The sequence below is a fragment of the Labrys sp. LIt4 genome, assembly GCF_017813775.1.
Taxonomy (GTDB): Bacteria; Pseudomonadota; Alphaproteobacteria; order Rhizobiales; family Labraceae; genus Labrys; species Labrys okinawensis_A.
On sequence record NZ_JAGIPY010000008.1, the window covers coordinates 106438 to 121623 of the forward strand.

13 protein-coding genes are annotated in these 15186 nt (G+C 62.6%); 3 read left to right on the plus strand and 10 right to left on the minus strand.

All coding sequences use genetic code 11. The annotated features are described in order from the left end of the window. Nucleotides 1-2: 2 nt before the first annotated feature. The 3 genes from J8I29_RS16475 to J8I29_RS16485 form a co-directional block, all read right to left on the minus strand. The gene (locus J8I29_RS16475; RefSeq protein ID WP_209432482.1) at nt 3-1406 is read right to left on the minus strand and encodes a S41 family peptidase; all 1404 of its coding nucleotides are present in this window, start codon (nt 1404-1406) and stop codon (nt 3-5) included. A 395-nt stretch (nt 1407-1801) separates the two neighbouring features. After that, a complete protein-coding gene (locus J8I29_RS16480; protein WP_209432483.1) occupies nt 1802-2527 on the minus strand; it encodes a tellurite resistance TerB family protein in 726 nt (241 codons plus the stop codon). A gap of 221 nt (nt 2528-2748) precedes the next feature. After that, nucleotides 2749-3273, minus strand: coding sequence for an Lrp/AsnC family transcriptional regulator (locus tag J8I29_RS16485; protein ID WP_209432484.1), 525 nt, complete (start codon nt 3271-3273; stop codon nt 2749-2751). Between the two features lie 98 nt (nt 3274-3371). Here J8I29_RS16485 and J8I29_RS16490 point away from each other — a divergent pair, with 98 nt between their 5' ends. Beyond that, entirely contained in the window at nt 3372-4679 is a 1308-nt protein-coding gene (locus J8I29_RS16490) for a diaminopropionate ammonia-lyase (RefSeq protein WP_209432485.1), read from the plus strand. 66 nt (nt 4680-4745) lie between these two features. On the opposite strand, the gene J8I29_RS16495 is transcribed toward J8I29_RS16490, so the two are convergent. The 7 genes from J8I29_RS16495 to J8I29_RS16525 all read right to left on the minus strand — a co-directional run bounded on the left by J8I29_RS16495 (nt 4746) and on the right by J8I29_RS16525 (nt 12820). After that, complete coding sequence (locus J8I29_RS16495) at nt 4746-6398, minus strand: Na/Pi cotransporter family protein (protein WP_209432486.1); 1653 nt, start codon at nt 6396-6398, stop codon at nt 4746-4748. Nucleotides 6399-6600: 202 nt separating this feature from the next. Continuing rightward, on the minus strand, nt 6601-7422 hold the full coding sequence (locus J8I29_RS16500; RefSeq protein WP_209432487.1) for an MBL fold metallo-hydrolase: 822 nt from the start codon (nt 7420-7422) through the stop codon (nt 6601-6603). Nucleotides 7423-7427: 5 nt separating this feature from the next. Beyond that, nucleotides 7428-8228, minus strand: a complete 801-nt coding sequence (locus J8I29_RS16505) for a TatD family hydrolase (RefSeq protein ID WP_209432488.1) — start codon at nt 8226-8228, stop codon at nt 7428-7430. Between the two features lie 17 nt (nt 8229-8245). Beyond that, nucleotides 8246-9811, minus strand: a complete 1566-nt coding sequence (gene metG / locus J8I29_RS16510) for a methionine--tRNA ligase (protein WP_209432489.1) — start codon at nt 9809-9811, stop codon at nt 8246-8248. A gap of 161 nt (nt 9812-9972) precedes the next feature. Next, on the minus strand, nt 9973-11013 hold the full coding sequence (locus J8I29_RS16515) for a DNA polymerase III subunit delta' (protein WP_209432490.1): 1041 nt from the start codon (nt 11011-11013) through the stop codon (nt 9973-9975). Next, the gene (tmk, locus tag J8I29_RS16520; RefSeq protein ID WP_209432491.1) at nt 11010-11657 is read right to left on the minus strand and encodes a dTMP kinase; all 648 of its coding nucleotides are present in this window, start codon (nt 11655-11657) and stop codon (nt 11010-11012) included. Before tmk ends, J8I29_RS16515 begins: the two co-directional genes overlap by 4 nt. Beyond that, complete coding sequence (locus J8I29_RS16525; protein WP_209432492.1) at nt 11654-12820, minus strand: D-alanyl-D-alanine carboxypeptidase family protein; 1167 nt, start codon at nt 12818-12820, stop codon at nt 11654-11656. Before J8I29_RS16525 ends, tmk begins: the two co-directional genes overlap by 4 nt. A gap of 122 nt (nt 12821-12942) precedes the next feature. Here J8I29_RS16525 and J8I29_RS16530 point away from each other — a divergent pair, with 122 nt between their 5' ends. Continuing rightward, nucleotides 12943-14118 (plus strand): UbiH/UbiF family hydroxylase, encoded by a 1176-nt coding sequence (locus J8I29_RS16530; protein WP_209432605.1) that lies wholly within the window; start codon nt 12943-12945, stop codon nt 14116-14118. 66 nt (nt 14119-14184) lie between these two features. Continuing rightward, nucleotides 14185-15084, plus strand: coding sequence for a lipid A biosynthesis acyltransferase (locus J8I29_RS16535; RefSeq protein WP_209432493.1), 900 nt, complete (start codon nt 14185-14187; stop codon nt 15082-15084). Nucleotides 15085-15186 lie beyond the last annotated feature (102 nt).

Consider the following 15186-nt stretch of genomic DNA (forward strand, 5'->3'; position numbering starts at 1 on the left):
TCCTAGCGATTTGAGTGACTCGGAAAACGATCCGCAAGGGCCGCTTCGTCAATGGCGCGCATCGCGGTCCGGAGGGCCGGATCGCGCCCGGCCTCGAGATCAGCGTCCGTGAACAGAGGGACAGGAACATCGGGCGGAATGCCCGCTACATCATAGGCTTGCTTATCTTCATTCAAGTAGATTTCATTAGGAACGCCGAAGCGCCAGCCATTCGGTAAATGGCGGATCAGCACGTCGGAGAAGACCCCTTGGGTGTTCTCGCCGATGAAGACGGGTTCAGGTGTGCGCCCTTGGAGCGACATGGCGAAAGCCTCTGCCGCGCTGACGCTGTCGTGGCCCATCAGCAGCACCATTGGCCCGTAAAAACCCGAGCGCCCGGAAGGCGTGACCATGATGGGCTGCGGTTTGCTGAATTTCGTCGAATCCACCGGATCGATGCGGAAAATCTTGCTGGAGGCGGGATAAGGCCTGGTGGTGAGACGCGCGGCGATCTGAAGCCCTAACATTTCAGTGCCGCCGCCATTGAAACGTATGTCGACAACAAGACCCCGCAGGCCTGGTGCCTTGCCGAAGATATCGTCCAGCGCGGCGTCGAGCGCCGCCGTCTGCACTGCGGTTTCGGCATTCCTGTCGTAGTTCTCGAAACTGACGATCAGCAAATAGCCGATACCGTCGGGCAGCATGCCGAATGCAAGCTGGCGGTTGCAATACCAGGCGAGGGGCGTCGCCAGGAAGCGCTTCTCGACGATGGCGAGCGACTTTTGGTGAATTGCCTCGCTCCTGGCCAAGGGTGGGCGCCAGCCGCTGAATTCCTGGCCGAGAGCCGGCGCCTCCACCCAGACATGGGCATCTTCGAGGGGCGCCAGCATCTCGCGAAAATGGGCGAAGAGCGTCTGTTCATCCGTCGAGGAACTGATGGCCGCACGGTGCCTGGCTGTCACGGCTGCCCAATCCACGCGGTGCTGTGCGAAGAGAGGATATTGCTCGGCGAAGGTCCGCGCAAAAATATCGAAATTGACGAGGGCATCCGTGGAGGCGGTCTGTGAGCAGGTTGCCGGCAGCGTGTCGGAGCGGGTGAGTTCGGTCTGGGTTGCGGCGCCGTCGACAGTCAGCACGAGCTCATGGGGCCGCTGCCCAGGGCGAAAAACGAAGGCATCGGTCACTCCGGTATCGCTGTTGATGCTGGAGCCGACAAACCGCGCGGCGTTTCCAGAAGCGGTTACGCGTTCGGCGGAGACCGACTTCTGGCAACTGATTGCCGTGATCTCGAAGCGCTGCAAATGGCCACCGCTAATGGCATAGGCGTGGCCATATCCCGTCGTGAGCCAGACTCCATCCGTGAAGTCCGAAGCGGCCCAGGCCGGCGGCGCCAGCAAGAGCAGGCAGACGAGGAACATGCGGCGCATCGGACGACCTCCGAAAATGTCGGTCCTAGTCGCTGAAATTGGCATGCCGATGAGCGGCAGTCGATGGTCGGCTGAAACTGCGTGGCGCGCTGCGGCCTTGCCAGATACCGCACGGACGAAGCCCGTACGCCCGAAGAGCGCTGCTAACGCCGGTAAGATGCGTCACCGCCAGCCGGCTATTTCGATTGTGAGTGTTTGCTCAAGGATGCGGCGAAGGCGGGCCGAAACCAGTCCCGGGAGTGGGGCGCTTGGCCCCATCTCTAATTCGCATAAGATATATTATGGAACATAATCCCGTCCTCCCAACCCACCCAAGGGCTTGAAAAACTGGGCTTTTCTCAAAAGCCCGGTCTCCTGCGAGTTGGGGATCATCGCCATCCGGCGCCCCGTGGCGCCTATCGGCCGACGGCGGCGGCCAGACCATCGTCGATCTGACCGGTCACGGTCTGCGGCAGCTTCAGGCGGCCGGCCAGCACGTGCAGATAGGAATTCTCGGCCGGCGATGCGGCGCCGACGGCGATGCGCGAAACCGCGTAGACTTCGGCCGCCAGTTCCGGCGTGGTCGCGCCGCGCACGATCGGCTCCATGTCGAATGGCTTGCTCAATTCCTGGAACAGGAAGTTGCGTTCCTCGTCGGAGAGATCGAGCTTGTCGGCATGGCCGAGGATCAGGCTCTGCTCCTCGGCATCGACATTGCCGTCGGCCTTGGCCGCATTGATCATGGCGCCCAGTAAGAGCTTGGCGTGGCTTTCAGCTGCCGCGGGCGTTTCCACAGGCATTGCCTCCACTGCGCGGGCGTCGATGACGGGCGGCAGCGGCTGCGGGCTCGACAATTGCGGTGGCAGGAAGCCGCCAGGCGCGTTGTTCGCTGCGGTCGCGCCACTGTCGGCCGTTGCCGGCGCGCCAGCCTGTTGGGCCTGGCTGCGCTGCCAGGCATGCAGCGCCAGCGCACCGATAGCGGCAATACCGCCATATTTCACCGCAGCGCCAGCGAGGTCCCGGCCAGTCTCGGTAAACAGGATACCTGCCGCGGCACCGCCGGCTGCCAATTTCTTGCCTGGCGTGTCGAGAATTTGCCCACCGGCACCCAGCACTTTTCCAAGCAGATTGTTCAGATCCATTATTCGCCTTGCTCCTCTACGATCGCCCGGCCCGAGCACGCCACGAAGTTTCGGACGCTCCACCTCGGGATTCGATCGATCAGCACGGCCGGATGTGGTGCCAAGAACCGGGCGGCTTCAAGGCCAGCAATATGAAATCTTGGTCATGAAAGCGACGATTCTCGTGTTTAAGAATATAAAAATATTATTATAAATCAACATATTGATTGATTTTTCTAACTCTATTTATTCGGGCGTGATTGTGTGGTGGACCCTGGAACTCCGTCCAGGGACAGGCTGGTGCCGGTCTTGACCCGATCCATCACGACGAAAGTCCGGAAGCGTTTGATGTTGTCGCTGGCGAAGAACAGCTTCCGCGTCAGGGCCTCGTAATCGGCCATCGACGGCACGTTCAAGATCAGCACGAAATCCGTTTCCCCGGCGACATAGTAGCATTGCTGTACGCTGGTTTCGGCTAGAAATGCCTTTTTGGCTTCATCGATCAAGGCGCTGTGTTCACGCTCCAGGTCGACGTTCACGACGATGGTCAGGGGCTGTCCAATCTTTGCCGGGTCGAGCAAGGCGACATTCGCGGCAATGATGCCACTCGCCTCCAGGCGGTGGATGCGGCGTTGCACGGCCGGCGCCGATAGATGAATGGCCTCGGCAATCTTGCGCTGGGGCGTCCGGTTGTCACGTTGCAGGATGGCCAGAATGGCAACGTCGAAGCCATCCAGTTCGAGGGATGAGCCGGAAATGCGGGACATGAAGACCTGACGATACAAAATTGCGCCAACTGTCTCCAATCAGAGCGCTTTTATCATGCACTGCGCAATAGGATTGCATCGCGACAATGGAGATCAAGATGTTTCTCGCCAATTCCGGTCCTCACTACCGCTCTCCGCTGCCTGCCGAGGACGCTGCCATGTTGGGAAGCGCCGGTGCAGACGAGGTCGGGCGCTTCCTGGCCGTACGTGCCGATCACCGCCCAACTCCCCTGCTCTCGCTGCCGGCCCTCGCGGCGCGGATCGGCATCCGCAATCTCTTTGTAAAAGATGAGGGACAGCGTCTAGGCCTTTGTAGTTTCAAGGCTCTTGGCGGGGCCTATGCCGTGGTCCGGCTTGTGATCGAAGAGGCCAGCCGGCAGCTGGGGAGACAGGTCGATTACAGTGAAATCGGCTCTGCCGAGGTCAGATCGGCTGCCGCGGGGATGATCTTCGCCTGCGCGACCGATGGCAATCATGGTCGTTCCGTGGCGCAGGGAGCGCGGTTCGTCGGAGCGAAAGCCGTAATTTTCGTACATGGCGGCGTGAGCCAGGGGCGCGTGGAGGCGATCGCCGCCTTCGGGGCCGACATCGTGCGGGTGAACGGCACTTATGACGACTCCGTGGCCGAGGCTGCGCGTGTCAGCCAGACCCGCGGCTGGACCATTGTCTCGGATACGTCCTGGGAGGGATATGAGCGCATTCCGAGCCTGGTGATGCAGGGCTATACCACCATCCTGCGCGAAGCCTTGCTGCAGATGCGCGAGCCGCCAACCCATTTATTCGTCCAGGCCGGCGTCGGAGGCGTCGCCGCCGCGCTCGGCGGTCATGCCGAACTCGTCCTCGAAGCCCGGCGACCGAAGCTGGTGGTGGTCGAGCCCGCTCTCTCGGCCTGTGTCTTCGCCAGTGCAAAGGCCGGCCGCCCGGTAAAGGTCAGCCATGGAGCGCCCACGGTGATGGCGATGCTGGAATGTTACGAACCCTCGCAGGTCGCATGGCGGATCCTGGCGCGTGTGGCCGACGGCTTCATGACGGTTGACGACGGGCAAGCGATCGCGGCGATGAACGACATGGCTCACCCCCTGCCGGGTGATCCCGCCATTGTCGCCGGCGAGAGCGGCGCGGCCGGTCTTGCCGGTTTGCTCCGGGCTACTCGCGACGATGCCATGCGTCAGGCTCTCGGCCTGGACGCGGATGCCCGCGTCCTGGTGATCAACAGCGAAGGCGCCACCGACCCCGAGCGCTATCGGGATCTCGTCGGTCTCACCCCCGAGGATGTGCAGATGGCGAACGCGGAGGCCGCTGGCATTAGCCACAATCCCAAGGAGTTCACGCCGGATGCCGACCTGATCGCCGGTGCGAGCGTGCTCCTTGAGGTGGTGCGGGATCTCACTGCTGCGCCGGGGTGATCCCAATCCGCTGTAGCTGATCAATCGCTCGAAAAATTCTATTTATCACATTGGTGAAGCTAGATTTTATCCGGCATCCTTGAGGCGTGACGTCGAGAGCTCGCCAGCAGCCTCAAGGATCGGATAAGCCACGGCCGTCAAATGGGCGACGATGCGCTTGAGGTCGCGGATGACGTCCATATGCAGCGAGCTGGTCTCGATCGAAGCCAGCGTGCCGGCGCGCAGGCGGTTGAGGTGACTCTCGGCCGCCGAGCGTTCGAAATTGCGGATATGGTCCTTGGCCACCACCAATTGCCGGGCCATGACGGGATCCTGCGTCATGAACACCGTGATGGCGAGGCGCATCTGCGCCACCACTTCGCGATGCATGGCCTTGATTTCAGCCCAGCCCTCGCTCGAGAAGCTCAGATTGAGCCGCTGCTTCTTGGCCGCCAGTTCCAGCAGGGTCTTGTCGAGAATGTCGCCGACATGCTCCAGATTGGTGGTGAACAGGATAAGCTCGAACGCCTTCCGGCTCATATCCTTGTCCAGCGGCGTCCGCGTCAGCCGGGTCAGATAGAGCTTGATGTTCTCCTGTAGCCGGTCGACCTGGTAATCAAGCTGGCTGATCTGCTTGCGCCTGGAATCGTCCTGTTCCTCGAAGGTTATGATCGATTCCCGCAGCATGATCTCAACCAGTTCGGCCAGCCGGATCACCTCGCGGGAGGCCGCGACCAGCGCGACCGAAGGACTGTCGAAATCCCCCTCGTCGAGCACGGGCGATGGGCGCTCGCCGATCGGCGCTTCCGGTGCCCTCACCAGCCTTTCGAGCAGGCGTGCGGTCTGGCCGATGAAGGGCAGGAAAACGATCAGAAGCAGTAGATTGAAGCCGACATGGAAGTTGGCGATCTGGCGGGCTCCCGAGGCCTCCAACTGCGCCAGCCAAGGCTGGATGAAGCCGATCAGCGGCAAGAGCACCACGGCCCCGACCAAGCGGGTGCCGAGATTGCCGAGCAAAGCACGTCGGACTTCGATCGGCGCGGCCAGGGACAAGCCCAGAGGTGCGAGCCCCGAGCCGATATTGGCGCCCAGGACCAGGGCAAATCCGAGCGGAATGCCCACGACTCCTGCCCCGGCGAGCGACATCACCAGAAGCAGGATCGCCACGCTCGAATGCACGAGCCACGCCAGCGCCGCGCCGATCAGCAGCGCGGCCCAGGGCTGGCCGTTGAGACGTTCGAAGATCAGCGTCATGATCTCGCTTTGGCGGATCGGATCGGCAATTCCCACAACCAGATGCAGTGACAGGATCATCAGGCCAAGGCCGATCATGGCCCGGCCGACATTCTGCGACACGGACGAGCGCCCGAGCATGAACGAGGCCACGCCGGCGATAATCAGGACCGGCATCAGGGCGGAAAGATCGAAGGACAGAGCCTGGACCACGATCGTGGTGCCGACATTGCTGCCGAGCAACACGGCCAGGGCCATGGCGAGCGTGAGGAACCCCCGCTCGACGAAGGACATCACCAGCAGGGTCGAGCCCGTCGAACTCTGCAGAGCCGCTGCCACCCCTGCCCCGGCCAGGCAGGCCGAAAAACGATTGGAGGTCGCTCGCGAAATCACGCCGCGCAATCGCTCGCCGAAGGCCCGCATGATGCCCGTCTTTACCAGACGGGTGGACCAGATCAGAAGGGCGACACCGGCGAGAAGATTGAGAAAAACGTGCTGACCAGCCAACCGAATAATTCCTTAGGACGAATCCTCTTCATGACAAGAAAGAGGAATCTATCACATAAGCAATTGAAACAGCATGAACATTAATGTCACATTTTGTGCTTTTCGGTCGGTTTGTTCCAGAGCGCCTGGCGCGTTGGCACCCACGTCAGCAATCGCAAGGACGCGTCGAACCAAAAAGCTGGGAGCAAAGCAGCGTTTCGGTTTAGAGGCGTTTTGCTTCCGGCCGCATCAGGTCGATACGCAAGCCGTCGTGACCCGGCTCGACGCCCGCCGGCAAGGTGCGTCTGAGGGTCTGATAATCCATGTCCGTGTGCATGTTGGTCAGGATGGCGCGGCGCGGTTTCAGTTTTTCGATCCAGGCCAGCGTTTCCGGCAGTGACCAATGGCTGGGATGCGGCGTGGGGCGGAGAGCGTCGACGATCCAGACGTCCAGTCCCTGCAGCAAAGCTTCGCTCTCTTTCGACAATCCGTTGACATCGCTGGAATAAGCGAGGTTCCCGATGCGAAAGCCGAGGGATTGGATATCTCCGTGGTCCTGCTCGAACGGCAGGGCCGTGATCGAACCGCCGGCGCCTCCGATCGTCACGGCCTGCCCGACCGTGATCGTGTTGAGCGTGAGGATGGGCGGATAGGACGAGCCCGGCGGCGTCTCGAAGCAATAGTCGAAGCGGGACCGAAGCAAGGAGGCGGTGCGCCGGTCGGCATAGACGTCAACGAGGCTGCGCTGATAGAGCGCCAGCACGCGCAGATCATCGATGCCGTGGGTATGGTCGGCGTGATCATGGGTATAGAGCACCCCATCGACCGCCTTGACCTCGGCATCAAGCAATTGCTGGCGCATATCGGCGCCGGTGTCGATCAGCACCGTAGTACGGCCGCCCTCGGCCCCATCCTGTTCCAGTAGCAGAGCGCAACGCCGGCGCCGGTTGCGGGGTTCGAGGGGATCGCAGCTGCCCCAGCCGAACCCGACACGGGGAACGCCACCGGAGGAGCCGCAGCCCAATAAGGTCGCAGTCAACTTCATCGGCGTCAGGCTGCCGCCCGGATGCCGTCGGGACGAGGCATTTTGCCAAAGAGACGGAAGGCGTTCTCGCTGGTCTGCCTCGCCACCTCGCTCTCGCTGAGACCGATGGTCTCAGCCAGAACCCGCGCAGTATTGGTTACATAGGCGGGTTCGTTGCGCTTGCCGCGGAACGGCATGGGCGCGAGGTAAGGCGCATCCGTTTCCACCAGCAGACGGTCATGCGGGACGAAGCGGGCGATGTCCCGGATCTCCTCCGCCGATTTGAAGGTGAGGATGCCGGAGAAAGACACGTAGAAACCAAGCGCGAGCCCCCGGCGCGCCAGTTCGGGGCCCGACGAATAGCAATGGAGGACAGCGGTGAAGGCGCCCTTCTCCATTTCTTCCTCGAGAATGTCGCCGATGTCCTGGTCGGCCTGGCGGGCATGGATCACCAATGGCAAGCCGGTGAGCCGGGCCGCGGCTATATGCTTGCGAAAGCCGCGCGCCTGCACGTCGCGCGGGGCGTAGTCATAGTGATAGTCGAGCCCGGCCTCGCCGATCGCCACCACTTTGGGGTGAGCGGCGAGTTCCAGGATCGCGTCGAGCGGAATGTCGTCCTCTTCGTGGGCGTGCAGGCAATGCGTGCCGATCGAACCGAAGACATCGTCATAGCGCTCGATCAGCGCCTTGATCTTCTCGAATTGCCGGATGCGGGTCGAGATGGTGATCATGCGCCCGATCCCCGCCTCGCGGGCGCGCGCAACAACATCGTCGATCTCGGCCTGAAGATCGGGGAAATCGAGATGGCAATGGCTATCGATCAGCATGGCTTACCTTGCTCGTCTCAGGCCTTGCCCGCGCCATCGGGCGCTTCGACATAGCGGGGGAAGACCGCTGCCGGCGCCGGCAGCTCGACGTCGGGCGACAGGCGGCCGTCAATGCCGAGATGGTCGAAGTCGCGCGCGTCTTCCGGCACACCCAACTGATCGAGCAGGCGCGCCGCGCCCGCCGGGATGACCGGCTGGGCCAGGATGGCGACCTGGCGAACCACCTCGGCGGTGACATAGAGCACGGTTTCCATGCGGGCCGGGTTGCTGGTCTTCAGCTTCCAGGGTTCCTCGGCCGCGAAATAGCGGTTCGCTTCGCCCACCACGCTCCACAGATCGGCCAAGATCGTGTGGAGGGCAAAATTGAAGATGGCGTCGCGCGCCTGCCAGACCAGATTGTCGGCCGCCTTCAGCAATTGCTCGTCGGACGGCAGGAGGTCGCCGGGGCTCGGTACCTTGCCGCCGCAATTGGCCGCGATCATCTTCAGGCAGCGATTGGCAAGATTGCCGAAATCATTGGCGAGATCGGCGTTGATGCGGTTGACGATGGCCTCATGCGAATAATTGCCGTCCTGGCCGAAGGGAACCTCGCGCAGGAAGAAATAGCGCAGCTGGTCGACGCCGTAGTGCTCGGCAAGCGTGAACGGATCGATCACGTTGCCGACCGATTTCGACATCTTCTCGCCGCGGTTGAACAGGAAGCCATGGCCGAAGACGCGATGCGGCAGGGGCAGGCCGGCAGACATCAGGAAAGCAGGCCAGTAGACCGTGTGAAAGCGCACGATGTCCTTGCCGATGATGTGCACGCTGGCCGGCCAGAATTTCGAACGGTCGGTATCGGCCTCCGGAAAGCCTGTCGCCGTCAGATAATTGGTGAGGGCGTCGACCCACACATACATGACGTGCTTGGGATTGCCGGGAACCGGTACGCCCCAGTCGAAAGTGGTGCGGCTGATCGAAAGATCGCGCAGGCCCGAGCGCACGAAACTCAGGATCTCGTTGCGGCGTTCGTCCGGGCCGATGAAGCCGGGATGGCTCTCATAATGCTTCAGCAGGCGGTCCTGATAGGCGGAGAGGCGGAAGAAATAACTCTCCTCCTCCACCCATTCCACCTTGGCTCCGGTCTCGATCACCGTGCGCGAGCCATCGGAATTGAGCGCCAGGTCCTTCTCGTCGAAGAAGGCCTCGTCGCGCACCGAGTACCAGCCCGAATATTTCGACAGATAAATGTCGCCGGCCGCTTCCATCCGTCGCCAGATCTCCTGGCAGGCGCGATGATGCCGCTCTTCGCTGGTGCGGATGAAATCATCGTTCGAGGCATTCAGCACCCGGGCCATCTCACGGAAATACTCCGAGTTCTGGTCCGCCAGGGCCTGGGCCGTGGTACCCTGCTTGGCCGCCGTCTGCAGCATCTTCTGGCCATGCTCGTCGGTGCCCGTCAGGAAGAACACATCATTCCCGTCGAGCCGTTTGAAACGGGCGATGGCGTCGGTCGCGATCAGCTCATAGGCATGTCCGATATGGGGCTTGCCATTGGGATAGGAGATCGCCGTGGTGATGTAATAGGTGTCTTTCTCGGCCATCGATGACGCTTTTCCTGACAACGATGCGCGACACCGCCAGTCAGGCCGCGCATCAGGGATTTCTGATGTAGAGCATTTTCAGGGAAAGTTGGGAGACTTTTCGCCGAAAACGCCAGGAGTGTTTCGCGAGCCGACGCGATTATGTCCTATCGCAACACGCTTTAGGCTGCGGAAGCTTCTGCCAGCAAGCCGAGGGTCGCGAGCACGAAAGGTTTGCGGTCGAGATTATAGGCCTCGACGTCACGCGCAGCATGACGGGCCTTCTCCCATACCTCAGCCCAGCGTGCAAGGCGGGCCACGGGTTCGCCGCGCGCAGCCAGCAGGCGCTGGTGCAGCCATTCGTCAAGGAAGTCGAGCAGGAGGGCGAAGTTCTCGTCACCCGCCTTGTTGGCGCAGCGATCGGCGAGAGCATGGGCCGCGGCCACGTCGATCCGCGGCAGTTTGGCCAGCAGCTCGGTGAGGGAACGGTGCAAGGACACCCCCTCCCCGTCCGCCAGGGTCAAGGCACGCCTGACGCTGCCCTGTGCCAGGGCGGCGCCCGCCGCCAGCGTTTCCTCGGAAAGGTCCGGACGCGCCTGCGCGGCGGCTCTGAGCACGTCCGCTTCACCGAGAGGATCGAGCGTGAGCAGCCGGCAGCGTGAGCGAATGGTCGGCAGAAGGCGGGCGGGTTGATGCGAGATCATCAGGAAAAGCACACGCGGCGGCGGCTCCTCCAATACTTTGAGCAGCGCGTTGGCACCCTCGCGTGCCAAATCCTCGGCAGAATCGATGATGGCGATGCGCCACCCCCCTGCCCCGGCTGTCGAGCCGAGGAAGCGCACGACATTGCGGACATCGTCGACGCGAATATTGGCGTAGAATCCCTTGGTCTTGTCGTTGGGGAGGCGACGCAGCACCGCAAGATCGACATGGGATTGCGACACGATCTGGCGCGCGGCGGTGGCGTCGGCTGCGACCGCGAGGCTCGTTGCCCCATCGAGATGCTGAGGATCGGGATGGGTCAGCACGAATTTGGCCATGCGATAGGCCAGCGTCGCCTTGCCGATGCCTTCGGGGCCACCCAGCAGCCAGGCATGATGGATGCGGCCCGAACGGTAGGCGGCGAGCAAGGCTTGCTCTGCTCTGTCCTGGCCGATCAGCGTCATGGTTTCGCGCGGATGCGGGCTGTCGGCCAGCATGTCGCTTTCGAGGCGTTCGCTCATGCCGGCACCCGTGTCGCATCGAGATCGAGCCTCTTTCGCACGACGCCGAGAATCGCCGAGGCAACCTCATCCTGCGAGGCGGAGGCGTCGATGACGGCGCAGCGGCAGGGTTCGAATTCGGCGATCGCCAGAAAAGCCTCGCGCAGCTTCTCGTGGAAAATCAGGCTCTCGCCTTCGAAGCGATCGATAGCCGTACCGCGGGAGCGGACCCTGGCGAGCCCGTCACGGGCCGGCATGTCGAGAATGAGTGTGAGATCGGGCACGGTAGAGCCGACCACCACGCGTTCGATCGAGCGGATCAGGGCGGGCTCGACCTCGCCCAGCACGCCCTGATAGGCGCGGGTCGAATCCATGAAGCGATCGCACAGGACCCACGATCCCTTGGCCAAAGCCGGCCTGATCGTCGTGTTGAGATGATCGTCGCGCGCCGCATAGAACAGGATGGTTTCTGCGAAGGGACCGAAATGCTTGGCGCCGCCGGAAAGCAGCACCTCGCGCAATTCCTCCGCATGCGGCGAGCCGCCGGGTTCGCGCGTCAGCACGGTTTGGACGCCGAGGGCGTTCAAGGATGCCGCCAGCCGGCGGATCTGGGTGGACTTGCCCACCCCCTCGCCGCCTTCGAACGTTATGAACCGGCCCTTCATCGCTTGTCGTGCCCACCCTGTATCAATCCGATGCCAAGCTCGTAGATAGCACCGAATGCGCGTTGGGGAAGACTGCCGACCAGCACATCGGCGGCGGCATACAAGGGAATTTCGAGCGAAACCTGTCCCTCGCGCAGGATCTGGAGCCGGCCGACGGCGGAATTTTTCCGTACCGGCGCTTCGAGAGGCCCGTCATAGAGCAATTTGGCGCTGAGTCTTTCCGTGCCGCTGCTGTCCACCAGCATGGAAACATCACGATCCGTCACCACCGGCACGGTATTGGCCGTTCCCCCAAAGACGGAGGCTTCTCCCACGATCTCGCCCTTGGTGAAGACGAGGCGCGGGCGGAACGAATTTTCGGCCCATTCGAGGACACGCTTGGCTTCGCTCGCCCGTTCGGCATTCGATTGAAGGCCGTGCAGCACCATGATGAAATGCTGGTCGCCGTGAACCGCGGAAACGACCACGCCATAGCCCGCCGTGTCGGATGCACCCGTGACGCCGCCATCCACCCCAAGCCCCTGGGTGAGCAACGGATTGCGATTGGTCTGCCGGATCTTGTTCCAGGTAAAGTCGCGCTCCCGGTAGATGGCATAGATGTCCGGCTCGTTCCGGCGGAGCCAGCCCAGCAGCCGGGCGAGGTCCCGCGCCGTGGTCAATTGGGCCGGATCGGCGAACCCGGTGACGTTACGGAACTGCGTATGCTGCAATCCGATTTCGGCGGCCAGCGTGTTCATCCGTGGCACCAGCCCCTCGAGCTGGCCCGTGAGGCCTTCCGACAGCGCAAGGCAGGCATCATTGGCGGCCTGGACCATCACCCCGCGCAAGAGATCATCGACCCGCACCCGGCTTCTCACGGCGGCGAACATGGTGGCGCTGCCAGAGGGAGCGCCGCCCTTGCGCCAGATATCCTCCGAAATCAGGTATTCGGTATCCCGCGAAACCTGGCCCTTCCGTAGAGCTTCGGCGACGACGGCAACGGTCATGATCTTGGCCATGGCGGCAGGCTCGACCGGCTTGTCGGCATTCTTGTCCAGCAGAACCGTGCCCGAACCTGTTTCGATCACCAGGGCGATCGGTGCGGCGGTGGTGAACGGCTCCGCATGCAACGGTGGCACCAGCACGACGGCCGCCAGGAATAGCCCGATGACAAAACTCTTCATCGTCGATGTCCGTTCTGCCCGATAATACCAAATTCACGCGATCCGGTGCAATTGCACGTGGCATGCGGCATGCCGAAATCAGGTGACGCCCGCTTCAAGGGGCGTTAATTCCATTGACCATCATGCCAGCCAATCGTGAATCAAATCATCGTCCGATCGTCGTGGTAGGGGCTGGGCTCGCAGGCTTGGCCTGTGCCCTGATCCTGGCCGCAAAAGGGCACAGGATCACCCTAGTGGGCCCGCCCGGCAATGCCGGCGATACCCGCACCACGGCTTTGCTCGATGGTAGCGTCCAGGCCCTGGCAAAGGCGGGCATTCGGATTGCCGACCATCCCGAGGCCGCGCCGCTGCGGGTGATGTCCATCGTCGATGCGACCCAGAGGCTCCTGCGCGCCCGCCCCATCGCTTTCAAGGCCGAGGAGATCGGCCTGGAAGCCTTTGGCTGGAACATCCCCAATGGCGCTCTGACCCAGATCCTGCAGGCCCACGTGCAGGATGCCGGTGTCGAACATCTGCCCGTGCGGGTGCTGGCCGCCGATCAGGGGCCAAACGGGCTCGTTCTCAAGCTCGACGGACAGCCCGACCTTACGGCCGATCTCACAATTGCTGCCGACGGACGCGCCTCCCTCGTGCGGCAAGCCGCCGGGATCGAGACGCGAAGCCATGACTATCCGCAGGTGGCACTGGCCCTCAATCTGAAGGTCGGCCGCACGCATCGCGACATCTCCACCGAGTTCCACACCGAATCCGGCCCGTTTACCCTGGTGCCGCTGCCGGGGCAGCGGGCCAGTCTCGTATGGGTGGTTTCTCCCCAAAAGGCCGAGGAGTTGCGTGTGTTGGACGATGCCGCCCTGGCCCGGGCCATCGAAATCCAGAGCCACGCATTGCTCGGCCATGTCGAGGTCGACGGCCGACGCTCCTTCTGGCCGATGAGTGCGATCGTGGCGGCGACACAGGCGGCCGGTCGGGTCGCGCTGATCGGCGAGGCCGCGCATGTGCTGCCGCCGATCGGAGCGCAAGGCTTCAACCTCACGCTGCGCGACATCGCGGCACTGGCCAGAGCCTTGGAGGCAGCCGGCGATCCCGGGGATGCCAGCGTGCTCGAAGCCTATGCCAAAGCGAGGCGGCTCGATATCGGAACCCGTCACTCGGCAGTCGATCTCCTGAATCGTTCCTTGTTGTCCGGTCATTTTCCGCTGCAGGGCCTGCGAGGCCTGGGGCTCTATGCCCTCGAGCGGGTCGGTCCCCTGCGACGGGTCATGATGCGGCAGGGGCTTGCGCGCGCAGCCGAGCATTGAATTCCAGCCGCTTCTGGTATCAATGGTCGACGGTACGAACAAATCGCATGGACACCGGAAGGCATCGTGGCGGGCGGCACGGACGAAAAGGGGTGGCGACGCCGCATGCGGCGGATCAAATATGCCTTAGAATACAGTGCATTGCGCGGCCTCGCCGGCCTGTTACACATATTGCCCATCGACTTCGGTTCCTGGCTCATGGGAGCGATCTGGCGGCTGATCGCGCCCCATCTACGCCGTCACGAGCGCGCTCTGCGTCATCTCGCAGCCGCCTATCCCGAAAAATCGCGCGCCGAGATCGAGGCGATCGCCCGCGCCATGTGGATGCAACTCGGCCGGACTTTCGCAGAAGCACTGATCAGTGAACGCATCATCCGTGCCGGCCGCATCGATGACCGCACGGGACCACAACTGGATGCGGTGAAGGCCTCGGGCAGGGGCAGCGTCTTCGTCTCGATGCATACCGGCAATTGGGAATTGGTGATTTATCCGACCCTGGCTCGCGGCATCAAGGCTGCCGGCGTCTATCAGCGCATGAAGAATCCCAAGGTCGACGACTATGTCATGCTGGCCCGACGCGACCGCTATCCGCGCGGCCTGTTCGCCAAGGGCGGCGACATTGCGCGCAAGCTTATGCGTATCGTACGCGAAGGCGGTTCGGTTGCATTGCTGGCGGATCTACGCGACCGCCGAGGCGTCGTGGTCCCGTTTTTTGGCCGCCCTGCCCCCACAACGCCTTTTCCGGCCCTGCTGGCCCGCAGCAACGATGCCGAACTGGTCGCTGCGCGTTGCGTGCGCACAGGCGGCGTGCATTTCTATATCGAGACCGAGATCATCGCCGTGCCGCGTACAGCCGATCGTGACGCCGACATTGCCGAGGCCACGCGCAGAATTCACGCCCTGTTCGAGCAGTGGATCCGCGAGCATCCCGAACAATGGATGTGGGCACATCGGCGCTGGGGATGACGGTGTGCAGCATCATCCGCCCTCCCCCTGCGAGAAATTAATGAAATATGGAGCGACTTTGACGATAATACTGCTATCCTGATCACAGGATAGCAGGTTCGT

Bases quoted from the DNA above. Each gene is read 5' to 3' on its own strand.
- J8I29_RS16525 (WP_209432492.1), bottom strand. From the start codon at position 12,820: ATGAAGAGTTTTGTCATCGGGCTATTCCTGGCGGCCGTCGTGCTGGTG.
- J8I29_RS16485 (WP_209432484.1), bottom strand. From the start codon at position 3,273: ATGTCCCGCATTTCCGGCTCATCCCTCGAACTGGATGGCTTCGACGTT.
- J8I29_RS16515 (WP_209432490.1), bottom strand. From the start codon at position 11,013: ATGAGCGAACGCCTCGAAAGCGACATGCTGGCCGACAGCCCGCATCCG.
- J8I29_RS16500 (WP_209432487.1), bottom strand. From the start codon at position 7,422: ATGAAGTTGACTGCGACCTTATTGGGCTGCGGCTCCTCCGGTGGCGTT.
- metG (WP_209432489.1), bottom strand. From the start codon at position 9,811: ATGGCCGAGAAAGACACCTATTACATCACCACGGCGATCTCCTATCCC.
- J8I29_RS16505 (WP_209432488.1), bottom strand. From the start codon at position 8,228: ATGCTGATCGATAGCCATTGCCATCTCGATTTCCCCGATCTTCAGGCC.
- J8I29_RS16530 (WP_209432605.1), top strand. From the start codon at position 12,943: ATGCCAGCCAATCGTGAATCAAATCATCGTCCGATCGTCGTGGTAGGG.
- J8I29_RS16475 (WP_209432482.1), bottom strand. From the start codon at position 1,406: ATGCGCCGCATGTTCCTCGTCTGCCTGCTCTTGCTGGCGCCGCCGGCC.
- J8I29_RS16490 (WP_209432485.1), top strand. From the start codon at position 3,372: ATGTTTCTCGCCAATTCCGGTCCTCACTACCGCTCTCCGCTGCCTGCC.
- J8I29_RS16480 (WP_209432483.1), bottom strand. From the start codon at position 2,527: ATGGATCTGAACAATCTGCTTGGAAAAGTGCTGGGTGCCGGTGGGCAA.
- tmk (WP_209432491.1), bottom strand. From the start codon at position 11,657: ATGAAGGGCCGGTTCATAACGTTCGAAGGCGGCGAGGGGGTGGGCAAG.